At 60.3% G+C, this 16,317-nt stretch carries 13 protein-coding genes and 1 pseudogene; 7 read left to right on the top strand and 7 right to left on the bottom strand.

Annotation, left to right across the window (positions count from 1 at the left end; all coding sequences use genetic code 11):
- Positions 1-35: 35 nt before the first annotated feature.
- The 6 genes and pseudogenes from DH10_RS21455 to DH10_RS21480 form a co-directional block, all read right to left on the bottom strand.
- The gene (locus DH10_RS21455) at positions 36-671 is read right to left on the bottom strand and encodes a response regulator transcription factor (protein ID WP_192254411.1); all 636 of its coding nucleotides are present in this window, start codon (positions 669-671) and stop codon (positions 36-38) included.
- Between the two features lie 296 nt (positions 672-967).
- Positions 968-1,165: pseudogene (locus tag DH10_RS21460) on the bottom strand (NAD(P)-dependent oxidoreductase); the annotation flags it as partial.
- A gap of 291 nt (positions 1,166-1,456) precedes the next feature.
- Positions 1,457-2,497: a heme-dependent oxidative N-demethylase family protein gene (locus DH10_RS21465; protein ID WP_192254409.1), complete on the bottom strand. Its 1,041-nt coding sequence runs from the start codon at positions 2,495-2,497 to the stop codon at positions 1,457-1,459.
- Between the two features lie 16 nt (positions 2,498-2,513).
- Positions 2,514-3,479, bottom strand: a complete 966-nt coding sequence (locus tag DH10_RS21470) for a PDR/VanB family oxidoreductase (RefSeq protein WP_192254407.1) — start codon at positions 3,477-3,479, stop codon at positions 2,514-2,516.
- On the bottom strand, positions 3,476-4,075 hold the full coding sequence (locus DH10_RS21475; RefSeq protein ID WP_192254405.1) for a dimethylamine monooxygenase subunit DmmA family protein: 600 nt from the start codon (positions 4,073-4,075) through the stop codon (positions 3,476-3,478). The genes DH10_RS21470 and DH10_RS21475 overlap by 4 nt, the downstream gene beginning before the upstream one ends.
- A gap of 56 nt (positions 4,076-4,131) precedes the next feature.
- A complete protein-coding gene (locus tag DH10_RS21480) occupies positions 4,132-5,265 on the bottom strand; it encodes an aminomethyl transferase family protein (protein WP_192254680.1) in 1,134 nt (377 codons plus the stop codon).
- Positions 5,266-5,424: 159 nt separating this feature from the next.
- On the opposite strand from DH10_RS21480, the gene DH10_RS21485 reads away from it, so the two are divergent.
- Entirely contained in the window at positions 5,425-6,291 is an 867-nt protein-coding gene (locus tag DH10_RS21485; protein WP_210327834.1) for a FadR/GntR family transcriptional regulator, read from the top strand.
- A 7-nt stretch (positions 6,292-6,298) separates the two neighbouring features.
- On the opposite strand, the gene DH10_RS21490 is transcribed toward DH10_RS21485, so the two are convergent.
- Entirely contained in the window at positions 6,299-7,594 is a 1,296-nt protein-coding gene (locus DH10_RS21490) for an ABC transporter substrate-binding protein (RefSeq protein ID WP_192254403.1), read from the bottom strand.
- Positions 7,595-7,757: 163 nt separating this feature from the next.
- Between DH10_RS21490 and DH10_RS21495 the strand changes: the two genes are divergently transcribed.
- The 6 genes from DH10_RS21495 (at position 7,758) to folD (ending at position 16,192) form a co-directional block, all read left to right on the top strand.
- Positions 7,758-9,101 carry an NAD(P)-binding domain-containing protein gene (locus DH10_RS21495; RefSeq protein WP_192254676.1) on the top strand — a complete coding sequence of 448 codons (1,344 nt, stop codon included), beginning with the start codon at positions 7,758-7,760 and terminating at the stop codon, positions 9,099-9,101.
- Positions 9,102-9,243: 142 nt separating this feature from the next.
- Complete coding sequence (locus tag DH10_RS21500; protein ID WP_192254401.1) at positions 9,244-10,311, top strand: GlxA family transcriptional regulator; 1,068 nt, start codon at positions 9,244-9,246, stop codon at positions 10,309-10,311.
- Positions 10,312-10,353: 42 nt separating this feature from the next.
- Complete coding sequence (locus DH10_RS21505) at positions 10,354-12,726, top strand: trimethylamine N-oxide demethylase (RefSeq protein WP_192254399.1); 2,373 nt, start codon at positions 10,354-10,356, stop codon at positions 12,724-12,726.
- Between the two features lie 5 nt (positions 12,727-12,731).
- Positions 12,732-13,154, top strand: a complete 423-nt coding sequence (locus DH10_RS21510) for a group II truncated hemoglobin (RefSeq protein WP_192254397.1) — start codon at positions 12,732-12,734, stop codon at positions 13,152-13,154.
- Between the two features lie 127 nt (positions 13,155-13,281).
- Positions 13,282-14,991 carry a trimethylamine N-oxide permease gene (locus DH10_RS21515; RefSeq protein ID WP_192254395.1) on the top strand — a complete coding sequence of 570 codons (1,710 nt, stop codon included), beginning with the start codon at positions 13,282-13,284 and terminating at the stop codon, positions 14,989-14,991.
- Between the two features lie 301 nt (positions 14,992-15,292).
- Complete coding sequence (folD, locus tag DH10_RS21520) at positions 15,293-16,192, top strand: bifunctional methylenetetrahydrofolate dehydrogenase/methenyltetrahydrofolate cyclohydrolase FolD (RefSeq protein ID WP_192254393.1); 900 nt, start codon at positions 15,293-15,295, stop codon at positions 16,190-16,192.
- The last annotated feature ends 125 nt before the right edge of the window (positions 16,193-16,317 follow it).

The raw sequence follows: 16,317 nt of genomic DNA on the forward strand, positions 1-16,317 counted from the left end.
GCGATGCAGGCCATGGCAAAACTCTCACGGTGAGTTCAAACGCGCCCTCGGTTTTTCTCGCCGGCGTAGAGCGCCACAGCCATCGCCCGGTTGCGGACGTCAAGTTTGTCGTAGAGGTTCCTGAGGTGGTATTTGACTGTATTCTCGGAAATACCGGTGCGGGTCGCGATCTGCAGATTGGTCCAGCCGTCGGCCAGCACCGAAAGCAGTTCGCGTTCCCGTGTCGTCAGCCGCGACATCGGCGTGTCGTTGATTTTCGAGACGTCCAGGTAGGGAACGCAAATCCGGCCATGGGCGACCGCGACCAGGGTGTCGAAAAGGATCGCCGGGTCGTCGAACTGATAGCAGAACCCCTGAACGCCAAGGCGCACGCACTGCTTGAGGATAGCGATGTCGTGATCATTGGAAAAGATCACGAGGCGCGCATGCAGGCTGCGCCGCTGCATCTCTGTCATGACACCGCCGGCGTCCATATCCGACAATTTCCACCCGAGCACGGCGAGGTCGAACTGAGGAGTTGAGGCTGACGCCGCCCGGAGAAAAGCCTCCCCGGCCTGGACGCTACCAACGAGATCGAAGCGGTCATCTCGCGAGATCATATCCCCAAGGGCAGCGACCACGAGCGGATTGCGCTCTCCAATCAAGATCCTGAATCTGCTCTTTTCGGGCATTGACTCCACCTAAGTCCCGACACATTGGCGCTGATCCTAGACTCGGCGGCATTCATGCGCGTTCCCGGCCTTTGACTTTCCGCCTTCTCCCTTTGCAGTCCCCTACGCTGGCCGACCACTTTCCCGCTTCGACCACCTTTCGGCATTGATCCCAGATCGACGAGATCCGCCACGATCTCCATTCATAGCATGAATTTAATTTTCCTTCTAGTACAATCGGTCAGGTCGACGCACTGTTAGATTGGGGCCTTCGCGAGGCATGCCTTGCACGCGCTACGGCCGGCGCCGGCTCCGGCGTAGACGTCGAGCCCCGCTCCAGCAATCATCCCCTTGCCGAGCGCGTGGATAAGGGCGGTCTCGTCGATCACATCTCCGCGCGCCGTATTGATGAGGAAGGCGGTCGGCTTCGTGATTGAGAGCCTTGCTCCGTCAATCAGATGCTTGTTTTCGGCTCCGCCTGGGCAATGCGGCGAGACGAGGTCGGAATCCGCCAGCCTCGATGGATGGAAGTTGCCGCGCAGACATCGGCGCGAACAAAGTTGGCTGAGCGGTAGCCTCGCATCGTTCAAGTGATGGCGAAGGCCGGCGCACGCCACCGATCGGAAGCAACGTCCTGCAAGTCTTCGTCCCGGAGAGGCCGAAGCCGGCTCTGCCTAGCGTGACGCCCCACAGGGCCGGCCATTTCTAAGCAGCCATGGGACAACCAGAAGCCTGGGTGCCTGCGGTCGTCACGCGACCGGGCAATCACTCCCATGCCGCTGGCGCCGCCAGTGGACACGGCTTGCTCAGTCCGGCCAAATGCCCGGCGACGTCGCAGCGCCGTCGTCATATCGCGACAGCCATTCCACGATCTTGGGTCGATTGGTGATGAAGCCCTTGTAGGTCGCCAGTTCCGCCGGCAAGTCGCGGATGACACGATGGAAGCGCCTGGCCCATTTCGGCACCGTCACCAGTTCGTCTAGCTTGATGAGATAGCAGCGGATCGGAAACACCAGGGCATTCGAGCGAGGCAGACGGAAGAAGGTCTGAAGCTCGACGCGCAAATGCATCATTTGCCCCATGTTCTCCAGCGTCAGGTCTTTCTTCATCACGCCCCATTTGTGATAGTTTTCGGGGCTTGTATCGAGCAGGGGATTGACGGTCATCGTCCAGTTTAGACGGCGCGCCGGCGAGCCCTGCTGCACGTTCAGGAGGAATTTCAAGGCGCGCTGGAAGATACCCATCTCGTGCGCTTTCGGCACCGGGGCGTGCCATTCGAAGAAGTTCATGCCGATGTCGAAATCAAGGCTCCAATCGGCCTGTGTCGTCACCATGCCGGCGTCCATCCACAGGTTGTCGTCGCGTTGGTCAAGTACCGCAAAGTCGCCCTGGGTCTGCCGCGTGATGTACTCCATCGGGCCATAGGGCAGTGTGGTCTCATCGAGGAAGGTGAACTTCTGCTCGATGCCGAGCGGGCGGTTGATCCAGTGCCATTTGGCGCCGTCGCGGCGCAGCTCGAAAAGCTCTGGATACTCTTCTGCCTTCGAGGTCATGATCAGCTCGAGCAGATCCCAGCCGGCCAAGGTCATGTGCGGCAGCGACTGGCAGCGCAACGGGTCTTCGGCAAGGACGCGGGCACGGTCGCGCATCTCCGAGACGTAGTGCTCATCGACGTCGAAAGTCCGCTCGTAGACGCTGCCTGGACGGTATGATTTGTGCGGCTCCAGGTTCACTGAGTACATGTAGCTGTCCTCGGGGAACGGGAAAGGGAAGCGCTTGACCGCCTCCGGCGAGTTGCGGAAGGTGAAATCGTCGTGGAAGGTTTCTTCCTTGAAGATGATAGTCATCGCAGCGTCCTCCTCGCTATCGATCCAACACCAACGTTTTGCCTTCGAAGCGTGATACGCAAGGCATGATCTTGGTGCCGCTGGCGCATTGCGTCGGCGTCAGCCAATGGTCCTTGTGCAGGAACGTTCCCTCATACTCCAAAACGTCGGTCTCGCACTGACCGCAGGCTCCGCCGCGGCACAGATAGGGCGCCTCCACGCCGGCGGCTTCGATCGCTTCGAGCAGGCTTTGGTGTTCGCCGACCTGGATCATCTTGTTCGACTGCGCCAGCATAACCTCGAAGGGCTTGCCCGAGGCAGGTGCAAGGAATTCTTCGTGATGCACCGCCTCTCGCGGCCATCCGAGCGCGGTCGCGGTCTTGCGCACCCAGCCGATCATACCTTTGGGCCCGCAGACATAGACATGGGTGCCGAGCGGCTGCCCGTCGAGCAGCGCCGGCAGGTCAATCTGCTCGCTCCGGTCGTCATGGTAGAGATGGACGCGCGAGCGATAGTTGGCCACCAGCTCGCCCGCGTAGGAGCCAAGGGATGCCGTCCGCACGGAGTAGTGCAGCTCGAAGTTTCCATTCATGGCGGCGAGTTGCTTGATCTGCGCGAGGAACGGCGTGATGCCGATGCCTCCGGCAAGCAACAGGTGCTTTCTCGCCCGCAAATCCAGCGCGAAAAGATTGACTGGGTTGGAGATGATCATTTCCATCCCCGGCCTCACCTGCCGGTGCATGAACAACGAACCGCCTCTTCCATTGTCGTCGCGGCGGATCGAGATGGAATAGCCTTCCCGGTCGGCGGGATCGCTCATGATCGAGTAGGGATTACGGCGTACGCGATCCTTGTCGTTCATCTCCACGACCGTGTGCGCACCTCCCGAGAAAGTTGGCATCGGACCGCCGTCACGGCGTACGAACCTGAACCGGGTGACGAGCTCGTTGACTGGCGTGACCTCGGCCACAGTCACAGGTATTTTTGCGGCTCCTGCACTCATCTGAACCGCTCCACGGATTCGGGTATATTGCCGGGATCTTCCGCATCGATGCGCACGCCCTGGAAGGCCGCAATGCGGCGCGAGTAGTGATCGCGCACGAACAGATGCAACCCGCAATGGGCGCATCGGAAGGGATCGTGTGTCACATCTTCAGTGATACCCTTGCAATGCACGCACTGCACGCGGCGCACGGTGGAGCCGCGGTGCTCCGTCTGGATCGCGGAATGCGGGATGCCGGCCTGCGTAGCCTCGAACATCGCCTGCCCCATTAGCCCTTCGGTTCCCGCCAGATAGACCTGCAGGCCCATGTGCGCTCCTGCCAGGACCCGCCTTAGCCGTGGAAGCGCGGCCTCGTAGCTCGGCCCAACATAGAGTTGGGCAGGGGCAAGTCGCTCCAGCCTGGCGACGAACTTGTCTCCAGACTTCTTGGGGAGATAAATGATGTGGGCCCCGGCGAAGAAATCGGAGGGCGCAGAGGCGGCCAAATCGAGGATCGCCTGCGCACCTTCGGCGTCGGCGACCATCAAATGCAGTCGCCCCGGCCGTATCTCCAGCACGCCATAGACAGGGCGGCTTGGAATCGAGCCTTCTAACACTGACTTTGACCCTCGGCTCCGTTTTGGTTGATTTGCGGGCTTGAATCCACAGCGACCTATCCCTTGGCGGTGCGACGCTTCTTTTCCGCATCAAAGAATGGCATCGAATGGGCGACGCAACGGATTTCACCGGTCGAATTCTGAACGGTCATCTCAACACCGTCGACCGCGCAATCCACCGGCATACGGGTAATGCCGATATTGTGCTTGTTGAGGCCGGAGTACATGCCGATCGTCACCACGCCGACTTTCTTGCCGTCCTTGAGCAAAGGCGCGCCCTCCTCGGCCGGCGTCGTGCCCTCGAGCTTGACGCCGTAGATCTTGAAGCGCTCCTTGCCCTTCAGCCGATAGTGCTCCTCGGCGCCGCGGAAGCCCACCTTCCCAGGCGAGACGGTGAAGTCAAGTCCGAGCTCCCACAGCGTGTCGCCGGGGCCCTCGTTCTCAAAAGGATACTTCTCCGAGTTGTCGTACGGGAAGAACAGCAGATAGCTTTCGGCCCTCAGCAGATCGAGCGTCGTGAACCGACAGGGGATGATGCCCATACCCGCGCCCTCTTCGAGGATCCGGTCCCAGATCGCAGGAGCATCCTGGCCGCGGCAGAAAATCTCGTAGCCGCGCTCGCCCGTGTAGCCAGTGCGCGAGATCGTCACCGGCAGACCGAAAAGCGAGGTGTGCATATGGCTGAAGTAGTTCAGGTTCCGGATGCCTTCCACGTGCTTTTGCAGGTAGTCGACGGCAAGCGGCCCCTGCAGCGACAAGTCGTGGAGATTGTCATCAAATCGGATGGCGACGTCGCGCCCGGTAGCCGCCATGGTGAGCTGTTCGTGGGCGCCGCCCGAGCCGTGCACGACCATCCAGCTGTTCGGTCCCATCCGGTAGATCACGCAGTCGTCGATGAACTTGCCGGCGTCGTTCAGCATGGTCGCGTATACCGAACGACCGGGCATGATCTTCTCGGCATTGCGGGTCGTGGCGCGGTCGATGATGTGGCTCGCCGCGGGGCCGTTCAAATGGACCTTCTTCAAGCCGGAGACGTCCATTAGGCCGGCTTTGGTGCGGATTGCCAGATATTCGCGCTCCGGGTCGCCCGAATACTGCCAGGCGGTGCCCATACCGCTCCAGTCTTCAAGCTTCGAACCGAGCGCACGATGGCGATCGGCGAGCGTGGAGAATCTCCAGGAATTGGTCATTGCATTCCCCTTTTTTATACCAATTATTGGACCAGTTTGTGAGAACTGGTTCCCGAAATCAATACTCCTGTTAAAATTTTTTCCCTGAGAGCAAAAATGACTGATCGGAAATCCCGGCACGGAAGAGCCGAAGGCCAACCGAAATCGAGAGCGAGGCACGTGCGCGAAACAGACCGCGAAACGCCAAATTGGCGATCAGGATCAGCTGAACGCCCAAAGGGCGCGGTCATCGGTTCCGGCTTGCGCGGCCAACCAGAACCATCGCAAATGGATGCGAACTTTCGGATATCGAAAGGAACATCGTTGATGTCATCGAACCATGAGGCTGCCTTGGCACTCATCGCGGATCATTCAATCACTGCCACGGTTCGTGTCGTGGTGGACACGCTGCTGGCGCGAATAACCTCTCAGCAATACACCACCGACGAACGACTGCCCTCGGAACGAACATTGGCCGGTGAACTTGGCGTCGCCCGGAACACGGTTCGCGAAGCGCTGGACATACTTGAGAAACATGGCTTCATACGCCGGCGTGCCGGGAGCGGGAGCTTCGTGAAGGGTCAGGCAGCCCCGGATGACGCAACCGGAGGTGTTGCTGCCGAGACGAGCCCGCTCGACCTCTTGGTGATGCGCGGAATAATCGAACCCGACATGATGAGGCTCGCCATCATCAACATGTCGCCGCGTGCCATTGAAGGACTGAGCGAGACGTTGTCCGCCATGGAAGGGGTTCAAACCGACGCGGCGGAATTCGCCCGGCTCGAGGAAGAATTCCACCGTCAGGTAGCCCGCGGCGCGGGAAATCCGCTGCTGACATCATGCTACGATCTGTTGATCCAGGCTCGCCGCCAGAGCTTCCGCGCCGCCCTCAACCGGCGGCATCTGACACCCAGGCGAATACAGGACTACCAGCGCCGTTACAACACGCTGCTCAACGCGATCATCGCCCGGGATATCGAGAGTGCGGTCGAATTCACCAAGCTGCTGCTGATTGAGGAGCAAAAGCTGCTTCTACAAGAAGATTGAGCCTCGGTCAGTCCGATCCGGCGGCGATGCGCAGCTCTCCGGACACACTGGAATGGCGCTGGTCCCACATCAGCCCAAGCGCGCGCATTTCGTCGCGCAACCGGGCGCCGTGCCTCTGCAGCCAAGTCGGGACTGACCCAAAGGCTACGATACGCGCGTGGCCATTCGTAATGCGTACGACGGGCCAGTCGCCGATCAGAGCGTTGTCATTCCCGAACAGTTCCGAGCCCGCCCATTTCGCCATTCCGAACGCATGTTCGCCGAGCCCGCCATGCTTCATCGCTGCGAGAACGGAGACAGGCGCTGCCGTTCCAGCTTTCTCGACCGCCGCATGCCAAAGGTCGAGCGTGGCAACGTATTCCCAGGAAACCGCGCTCCAGCTGTCCGGGAAACGCCGATTGTACTCCGCGAAGAACTCGGCCGGGCGATTGAAGAAGAAGGCCTTGTCGCGGAGCTCTGGATCGTCGAAGTCCGGGAACTGGAACAAAAAGCCCTCCATGAAATCGATCGATGTCCGGTCGACCAGCCGCCGATAATAGTCGGCAGTACATGAAATGATCTGGCCCCGAAATCCCGACCGGAAAGCAGCCTCAGTCAGCGCGTGAACCATTGGCTCATAGCTCGTGCACCAACACAAAATGTCGGGACTGCCGGCCAGCATTGCGCGCAGTATTTCGTCGGCGTTCGTAGCCTCCGGCGCGTAGCGGATCTCGCCCACCGACGCGATCCCCTCGGCTGCAAAGGCAGCCCGATAGGTAGCCAGCGAAGGCAGGCCTAGCGCATCCGTCTGGCTGCACATCGCCACGCGGCGCAGGTCGGGGCGGTTGCGTGCAAGCCATTCGACTGCCGTGACGTTGTAGAGGGGATGGATCTCGCTCGGCGCGATCAGGTACGGTGTGTCGGGCGAAAGATCGCTCGGCAGCAGCGTCGAGGTCAGGATCTTGCGCGACATGAGATAGTCCTGGATCGGACGGAACGTGTCGCCTCCGTGCATCATCAGCAGCCCTACCCCGTGATCCTGCACGAGGCGCCGAGCCCCTTCCGCCGCCCGATCGGGAATATAGCCGCAGTCCTCGGCCAATAGTTGGACGTTGTGCCGCGTCCCTCCGATGAGCATTCCGCCCGTGCGATTAATCCAGTCCACCCAGATGCGGCAGCCGTTCAATCCCGGCAGCCCCCAAGAGCGGACAGGCCCGCTGAGCGGCCCTAGAAAGCCTACTTTGACCACACGTTGTGCACCGACTCCCAGCCGTTTGACCTGGGCGTTCACTGCAAGTCGTTGCACTAGGCTGGTGGCGTTCATGGCGGCTCCTTACCGACCGTTCATAAAGCGAGGCCGATTCTGGCGCAAATTGATTTTCCTTCCATGAATATTAGTTGACATGTTTGCCGTTTCGATCATAACTGGTTTGAACCAAAAGAACCAATCTATCACAAACCGGTTCAGACCAAATGGGAGAATCATGATGAAGAAACGGATTGCCGTCATCGGTGCCGGTCCGTCCGGCTTGGCTCAGCTGCGCGCCTTTGCGTCCGCGGCGCAGAAAGGCGCGGAGATCCCCGAAATCGTCTGCTTTGAAAAGCAAAGGAACTGGGGAGGGTTGTGGAATTACACATGGCGCACGGGCCTGGACGAATTTGGCGAGCCGGTGCATGGCTCGATGTATCGCTACCTATGGTCCAACGGCCCCAAGGAGGGTCTCGAATTCGCGGACTATTCCTTCGAGGAGCACTTCGGCAAGCAGATTGCCTCCTATCCGCCCCGGGCCGTGTTGTTTGATTACATCGAAGGTCGCGTGAAGAAGGCCGGCGTCCGCCCGTGGATCCGTTTTTCAACCGTTGTCAGGCATGTGACCTGGAGCGCTGAGACCCGCAAGTTCACCGTGCGTGTGCACGATCTTCCCAATGACCGATCCTACTCGGAAGAGTTCGACCACGTGATCGTCGCGTCGGGCCATTTCTCGACCCCAAACGTTCCGGAATTCCCCGGATTCGAGACATTCAATGGCCGTATCCTCCATGCTCACGACTTCCGCGACGCACGAGAATTTGTCGGTCAGGACATACTGATCATCGGAACCAGCTACTCGGCCGAGGATATCGGTTCTCAGTGCTGGAAGTACGGTTGCAAGTCGGTCACGGTCAGCCACCGCACGGAGGCCATGGGCTTCAAATGGCCGGCCAACTGGAAAGAGGTGCCTCTGCTGACCAAGGTCGAGGGTAACGTCGCAACCTTCAAGGATGGCTCGACGGCGACCGTCAACGCGATCATCCTCTGCACCGGCTACAAGCACCATTTCCCGTTCATGTCCGACGACTTGCGGCTTCGCACAGCGAACAGGTTGGCCACGGCTGACCTCTACAAGGGCGTCGTCTACGTCCACAATCCGGCGCTGTTTTATCTCGGCATGCAGGACCAGTGGTATACCTTCAACATGTTCGATGCGCAGGCTTGGTGGGCGCGCGATGTTGTCCTCGGCAGGATTAAGCTGCCTGCGTCCAAGAACGAGCTGATCGCCGACGTGGAAAAGCGGGTGGCGGCCGAGGATGCAGGAGACGACAGCTATGACGCGATCCGCTACCAGGGCAGCTATATCAAGGAGCTGATCGCCGAGACCGACTATCCAAGCTTCGACGTGGACGGCGCCGACGAGGCTTTCTTCCAATGGAAGAAGCACAAGATCAAGGACATCATGGGCTTCCGCGACAACAGCTACAAATCGGTTATGACCGGTACCATGGCGCCGCAGCATCACACGCCGTGGAAAGATGCGCTGGACGATACGATGCAGAGTTATCTGCGCAACTGAGCTTGCGTTGCCCAGCGACTTTTCCGGGAGCCCTACGGACCGTTCACTCCCCCTTGCCGCGTTCAGAACAGTTCCGGGCAGATGACGAGACTGGCCTTGTTCAGCCGTACGCTGAGCAGGGCAAAAATGAGGAGGAGCCAGGATGCCGACTGCACAGACCGCGCATAGGTCGTTTAGTTTCTACCTCTTGCCTGGCTTCTCGCTTCAGGCGTTCTCTTGCGCGGTGGAAGTACTGCGGTTAGCCAACGAAGCAATCGGGGAAAACGTCTACAGCTGGCGAGTCATATCTGAAGACGGGCAACCCGTGATGTCGAGTTGCCGAATGACGGTCGGCATCGACTCCACGTTGAGAGATGAACGCGAGAGAACCCAAAAATCAAATTTGACGTCGGCCGCGGTGATTTGCGGCGGCAGCGCCATCCCGCGCCAAAACAGGCAACTCGATGCCTGGCTAAGGGAATGCCGCATGCGCCGCATCCCCCTCGTTTGCATCGGCAGTGGCACCCTCGTTGTCGCGCGGGCTGGGTTGGCCGACGGGCGCCGGTGCGCCGTTCACTGGGAGCAGCTTCCGCTATTTTGCGAGCAGTTTCCGGGGATAGAGTCTACCCAGACGGCCTTTGAACATGATGGAGATCTGCATACCTGCTCGGGCGGGGATGCACCTTTCGACATGTTCCTGAACTTGGTTGAACGTGACCATGGTTCAGTCATCGTCAACCGCGTCTGCGAAAAAGCCATTGCATACCGTATGCGTTCAGCCGGGGAGCGACAGCGCCTGCCCCTCCATTCTCGTGTCAAGCTCAACCACAAGGCAGTGATGAAGGTCATCGGCCTGATGGAGGCAAGCTTGGATGATCCTATGCCGGTCGACGATCTTGTGGCGTTAAGCGGAATATCGCGCCGGCAGATCGAAAGGCTTTTCGACAGAGAGTTGGGGCGCTCACCGAACCGATACTACATGGAACTGCGTCTGGAGCGTGCCCAGCTGCTTCTTGTGAGCACAAACTTGCCGGTCGTGGAAGTTGCGGTGGCTTGCGGTTTCATCTCGCCATCGCACTTCTCCAAAGTCTATCGCGAAGCCTACGGATGCGCTCCGCATCAGACCCGATTGGCCGCCCGTGCGCACGGGCACGCCGACCTGATGGACCCGGCGCTGCTGGGACTGAACTGCACCGAGGTACCCCAACACAGGTTGTCGATGACGGCGTAGCCGCCGAAGCAGCTGAGCCCCAGCCTCAGCGAGGAGGTAACGATGCTGAACACGATCTACCCTCCCGTCCGCGGTGGACCGCCGCAGGCGAGCCGCATCGTCCGCCCCGCAGGATTGACCTTGCCGGCCGGCACCGAGCGCTACATCGTTGGCGGCGCCGGAGCGATGTTGATCGACATTGCGGCAGGCGACAGCATCACCGTAACGAATGATGAGGGCGGCCAAAGCTGCGAGGTCGTCGTGGCCGACGCGTCGGGCAGCATTGACGCCCGCATCGTCGGCCATGGTCCGAACTCGGATGCTGCGGGTTTGAAGGCGCTGCTGACCAGTCAGGACGGCAGCCTGCAACGGCTGCGCAAGGCGCTGGAGATCCGTGGTATCGACCTCGCCGCGGCGGGCGGGGTGCGCTTCTTCGACGGGACAACGCCACCGAAGACCAAAGTCGAGCTGACCGTCCAGCGCGGCGGCTGGCTCGTCATCGCCGCGCCAGGAACCGACATGGCGCCGGACGACCAGAAGACTGCGACGCCGCTGACCGTCCTTGTGCGGCGCGCGACGGTGCGCTTGCGTGAGACCTCCCGGGATTTGCCAGATCCGCTTGCCGATCCGGTTCTCGATCTTCGCGTGCACTCGTCGACGGCAGAGGCCTATTTCGTCAAAGCCGGGGACTACATTCAGATCATCGATGTCGACGGACGCCAATGCACCGATTTCCAGTGCTTCTCGGCGCGCAAATTGGACAATGGAAAGGAGCATGCGCTCGACGTCACCGCCACGCGCAGCGCGATGGGGCATGCCTATCCGTTGCCCGGCCTGCATTCGAAGTACTATGATCAGGACTTCTTGCCGCTGGTCGAGGTCGTGCAGGACACTTGCGGTCGCCACGACGCCTTCTCGCTGGCGTGCTATGCGAAATATTATGACGACATCGGCTATCCCGGCCACATCAACTGCACGGAAAACTTCAACAAGGCGCTCGGCTCATACGGCGTCGGTCCGCGCGGCGGCTGGATGGCGGCCAACTTCTTCTTCAATACCGGGGTCGACGCGCATGGCGTCATGTATGCCGACGAGCCGTGGTCGCGGCCGGGCGACTACGTGCTCTTGCGGGCGCTGACCGACCTCGTCTGCGTCAACTCCGCCTGCCCTGACGACACGACGGCGGCCAATGGCTGGAATCCGACCGACATCCATGTGCGCACCTATTCAGGAGCCGAGAAATTCCAACGCGCCGTGGCGATCCGCGCCACTCCCGATTCGGAGCCAAAGATGACCAAGGAAACTGGGTTTCACGACCGCCTGTCCAAGCTGACCCGCAACTTCGTGGAGTATCGCGGCTACTGGCTGGCCAACAGCTACGCAGAAGCCGGGCCGATCGACGAGTACTGGGCTTGCCGGCAGAAGTCGGTGCTGATGGACCTTTCCGCCCTGCGCAAGTTCGAGGTGACGGGACCGGACTCGGAAGCGCTGCTCCAGTACACGCTGACGCGCGACGTGAAGAAGCTGGCGGTCGGCCAGATCGTTTATACCGCCATGTGCTACGAGCATGGCGGAATGATTGACGACGGCACGTTGTTCCGTCTCGGTCAGGACAATTTCCGGTGGGTCGGCGGCGACGAGTATTCGGGCATATGGCTGCGCGAACAGGCGGAAAAGCTCGGCCTCAACGTCTTGGTCCGCAGTTCCACCGACCAATTGCACAACATTGCCGTGCAAGGGCCGGAGAGCCGCGAGCTACTGAAGAAGGTAATCTGGACGCCGCCGCATCAGCCATCGATCGCCGAACTCGGCTGGTTCCGTTTCACCGTTGGCCGCATCGGTGATGACCAGGGCCTACCTGTCGTGCTGTCGCGTACCGGCTACACGGGCGAGTTGGGCTACGAGGTCTGGTGCCACCCCAAGCACGCGGGCGAGGTCTTCGACGCGATCTGGGCCGAGGGGCCGGCACACGGATTGACGCCCATGGGCCTGGCCGCCCTCGACATGGTTCGTATCGAGGCCGGATTGATCTTCGCCGGCTATGACTTCTCTGATCAGACCGATCCGTTCGAGGCGGGCATCGGCTTCACCGTGCCGCTCAAGTCCAAGGCCGACGATTTCATCGGGCGCGACGCGCTGATCCGGCGCAAGGAGCATCCATCGCGCAAGATGGTCGGGCTTGACATCGAAGGAGCCGTCGCGGTCGGCCATGGCGACTGCATCCATCTCGGGCGCGCGCAGATCGGCGAGGTCACATCGTCAACGCGTTCGCCGATCCTCGGCAAGAATATTGCGTTGGCGCGCATCGACGTGGCCCATGCCGATGTCGGCACGCAGGTCGAGATCGGCAAGCTCGACGGCCACCAGAAGCGGCTGCCGGCCACGATCGTCCCGCTATCGCACTATGATCCCAAGAAAACCCGTCCGCAGTCCTGACGCATATGGAACCAATAGTAGCCAAGGAAACTCTTCTTGCGCAGATCGGCGGCGAAACGGTTTTGCGCGGTCTGGTCGACTGCTTCTACGACCTGATCGAGGCCGATCCTCGCGGAGAGCCGTTGCTGCGACTGCATTTTCGCGGACACGGCGTCGACCATGCCCGCGAGGAACAGTTCAACTTTCTGTGCGGCTTTCTCGGCGGGCGTCGTCACTATCTGGAAAAGCACGGGCACATGGACGTCCGTCTCATGCACGCGCATGTGCCGATCTCGGCGGGCGACGCCGAGGACTGGCTGGCTCTCATGGATCGTGCCATCGCCGAAATGCGGCTTTCAGGCCCGCAGGTAGACAAGATGCGCCAGGCATTCCGCCGTGTCGCACTGACGCTGGTCAACGATCTTGGGAAAGGGGTAGGAAGCGCTTGACGACATCGAGGATCGTTAACAATCTTTATTGAAGTGAAAAAAACAAGCCTGGTAGGAAACAAAATAACCGGCAAAGGGAAGCCGGATCGCAGGAACACTCAACCTCAAACAATGGGATGAAAAAGCCATGAGCGCTTTATCGGACACTTACGCGGAGGGAACCGCGGGGCAGTTGCATAGAAGCATTGACTGGCGAGGCGCCTTCTGGGTGGCAAGCGGCGTCCCCGCCCTCGTTCTGTTCTCGATCGGCGGCATTGCTGGAACGACTGGCAAGCTGGCCTTCCTGATCTGGACCGTGTCCATGATCATGGGTTTCCTGCAGTCGTTCACATACGCTGAAATCGCCGGTCTTTTTCCCAACAAATCTGGCGGCGCTTCGGTCTATGGCGCAACCGCCTGGCTGCGTTATTCGAAGTTCATCGCGCCATTGTCGGTGTGGTGCAACTGGTTCGCCTGGTCGCCGGTTCTGTCGCTCGGCTGTTCCATCGCCGCCGCCTACATCCTCAATGCGCTGGCGCCGATTCCGGTCTTCACAGAGACTTCTCCGCAGGTGGTCGCCTACATCGGGACGCACGCCGGCACGAGTGCGGCCGACGCTATCGCAGCGGTGACGGCCGCCGCAACGCCTGCTATCCGCAACTGGTCGCTCTTCAGCCACACGCTTGGGCCTGTCAGTTTCTCACTGAACGCGACCTTCTTCATCGGCGCGTTGCTGATGCTGATCATCTTCGCCATCCAGCATCGCGGCATCCTGGGCACCGCCAGCGTGCAGAAGTATATCGGCCTGCTCGTCATCATCCCGATGCTGATCGTCGGCGTCGTGCCGATCTTCACCGGCCAGATCGACTGGGCGAATTTCTCGCCTCTGGTCCCGCTGGCCACCGCCTACGCGCCCGACCCAGGCTCATGGAACATCGCCGGATGGACGCTGGCGCTCGGCGGCATGTTCATCGCGGCATGGTCGACTTATGGCTTCGAGACCGCCGTCTGCTACACGTCGGAGTTTAAGAACCCCGGCACCGACACCTTCAAGGCGATCTTCTATTCTGGCCTGCTCTGCATGCTTTTGTTCATTCTGGTGCCCTTCACCTTCCAGGGCGTGCTTGGCCTCAACGGCATGCTGGCAACACCAATCGTGGATGGCTCGGGCGTCGCCGACGCGTTGGCCGGCATGGTCGGCGGCGGCAATCTGATCCACAGCCTGCTGGTGATGCTGATGATCCTGGCGCTGGTGCTCTGCATCATGACGGCAATGGCCGGCTCCTCACGCACGCTCTACCAGGGCTCCGTCGATGGCTGGCTGCCGCGCTATCTGAGCCACGTCAACGAGCACGGCGCGCCTACCCGGGCGATGTGGACCGACCTTTGCTTCAACCTGATCGTGCTGGCCATCGCCTCGGCCGACGCGACCAGCTTCTTCTTCATCCTCGCGGTGTCGAACTGCGGCTATATCATCTTCAACTTCCTCAACCTCAACGCCGGCTGGATCCACCGGATCGACAACGGCCATATCGAGCGGCCCTGGAAGGCGCCGACCTGGCTGCTGGGGATCGGGGCGATATTCGCCTATGTCAACGCCATCTTCATGGGTGCCGGTGCCAAGGTTTGGAATCCGATGGCGCTGTGGGCCGGCCTGATAACCGCGGCACTGATCCTCCCGGTATTCTGCTTCCGGCACTACATTCAAGACGGCGGCAAGTTCCCCGATCACATGCTGGACGATCTCGGCATGAAATCCACCGATCTCAGAGCCAAGAAGGCCGGACTCTTGCCCTACGCGACGCTGGTGGCTGGCGTGATCGTGGTGCTGATCGCCAACCGGATCTTCGTACTGTGATCGGCGACAGCCTGACCATCTTTGAACCGGGAAACGTTCCCTCCTCCCGGCCGCGTTGAACCGCGGTTGCTTGGTCACCGCCTGCAAGGCCGGGCGGTGGCTTCTTTTTGGATCCGTGAAAGGCCTGGCGTAGCTGCCCGCCAACTGATTGAGCCAGACGAGGTCAAATCTTTTTCTTTATATGAATTTTTTTTTCCTGGTAGTTGACTTTTAGTCCAAATAATTGCAAGGTTTTGCAACTTGATTTTCGAAGTTCGACGGCAAAGCGACGCCGTATTCTTCTCAGGAGCGGAGAAAGGCAATGGCTGAAGTGATCGACGGCAAGGCGGTTGCCGCCGATGTGATCGCAAAGGTCACAAGCGCGAGCAGCGACCTGGCTGCTTCCAAGAATGTAACGCCTGGTCTTGCGGTCATCATCGTCGGGGAGGATCCGGCAAGCCAGGTTTATGTGGCCGCGAAGTCGCGTACGGCGAAGGAATGCGGTTTCAATTCGCTGCAACATACGTTGCCCGCCGATACCAGCGAAGCCTACCTTATCGATCTTATCGATATCTTGAATCGTGATCGTACGATCCATGGCATTCTGGTGCAGTTGCCACTTCCAAATCACATCGATGCGGGCAAGGTCATCCAGGCGATTGCGCCGGAGAAGGACGTCGACGGCTTCCACTTTGTCAATGTCGGCAAGCTTGGCACCGGTGAGCTCGAAACGGCTTTCGTACCCTGCACGCCTGCCGGCTCGATGCTGCTGATCGAGCGCGTGCATGGCAAGGATCTTTCCGGTCTCAATGCAGTCGTCGTCGGCCGCTCTAACATCGTTGGCAAGCCGATGGCCAACCTTCTGCTTGCCGCGAACGCCACCGTCACCGTTGCCCATAGCCGGACGAAGAATCTGCCCGAGCTTTGTCGTGGCGCTGACATCCTCGTGGCGGCGGTGGGCCGGCCGGAAATGATCAGGGGTGAGTGGGTGAAGCCAGGCACCACTGTGATCGACGTGGGCATCAACCGCATCGCCGCGCCGGAGAAGGGCAATGGCAAGAACCGCCTGGTAGGCGACGTCGCCTACGCAGAGGCGGCGGACCACGCCGGCGCGATAACACCCGTACCCGGCGGCGTAGGCCCGATGACGATCGCGTTGTTGATGGCCAACACGCTGACCTCAGCCTATCTCGCCAGCAACCTGCCGAGGCCTCAGTTCTAGCACCGCAGCATACATTCCCGACAACCCAATCTTCGAGGCAATACCCATGGCCGAATTCAAGACCGATATTGAAATAGCTCGAGCAGCCAAGAAGAAACCGATCCAGGAGATCGGCGCCAAGATCG

Source organism: Mesorhizobium silamurunense, assembly GCF_014843825.1.
GTDB lineage: Bacteria > Pseudomonadota > Alphaproteobacteria > Rhizobiales > Rhizobiaceae > Mesorhizobium > Mesorhizobium silamurunense.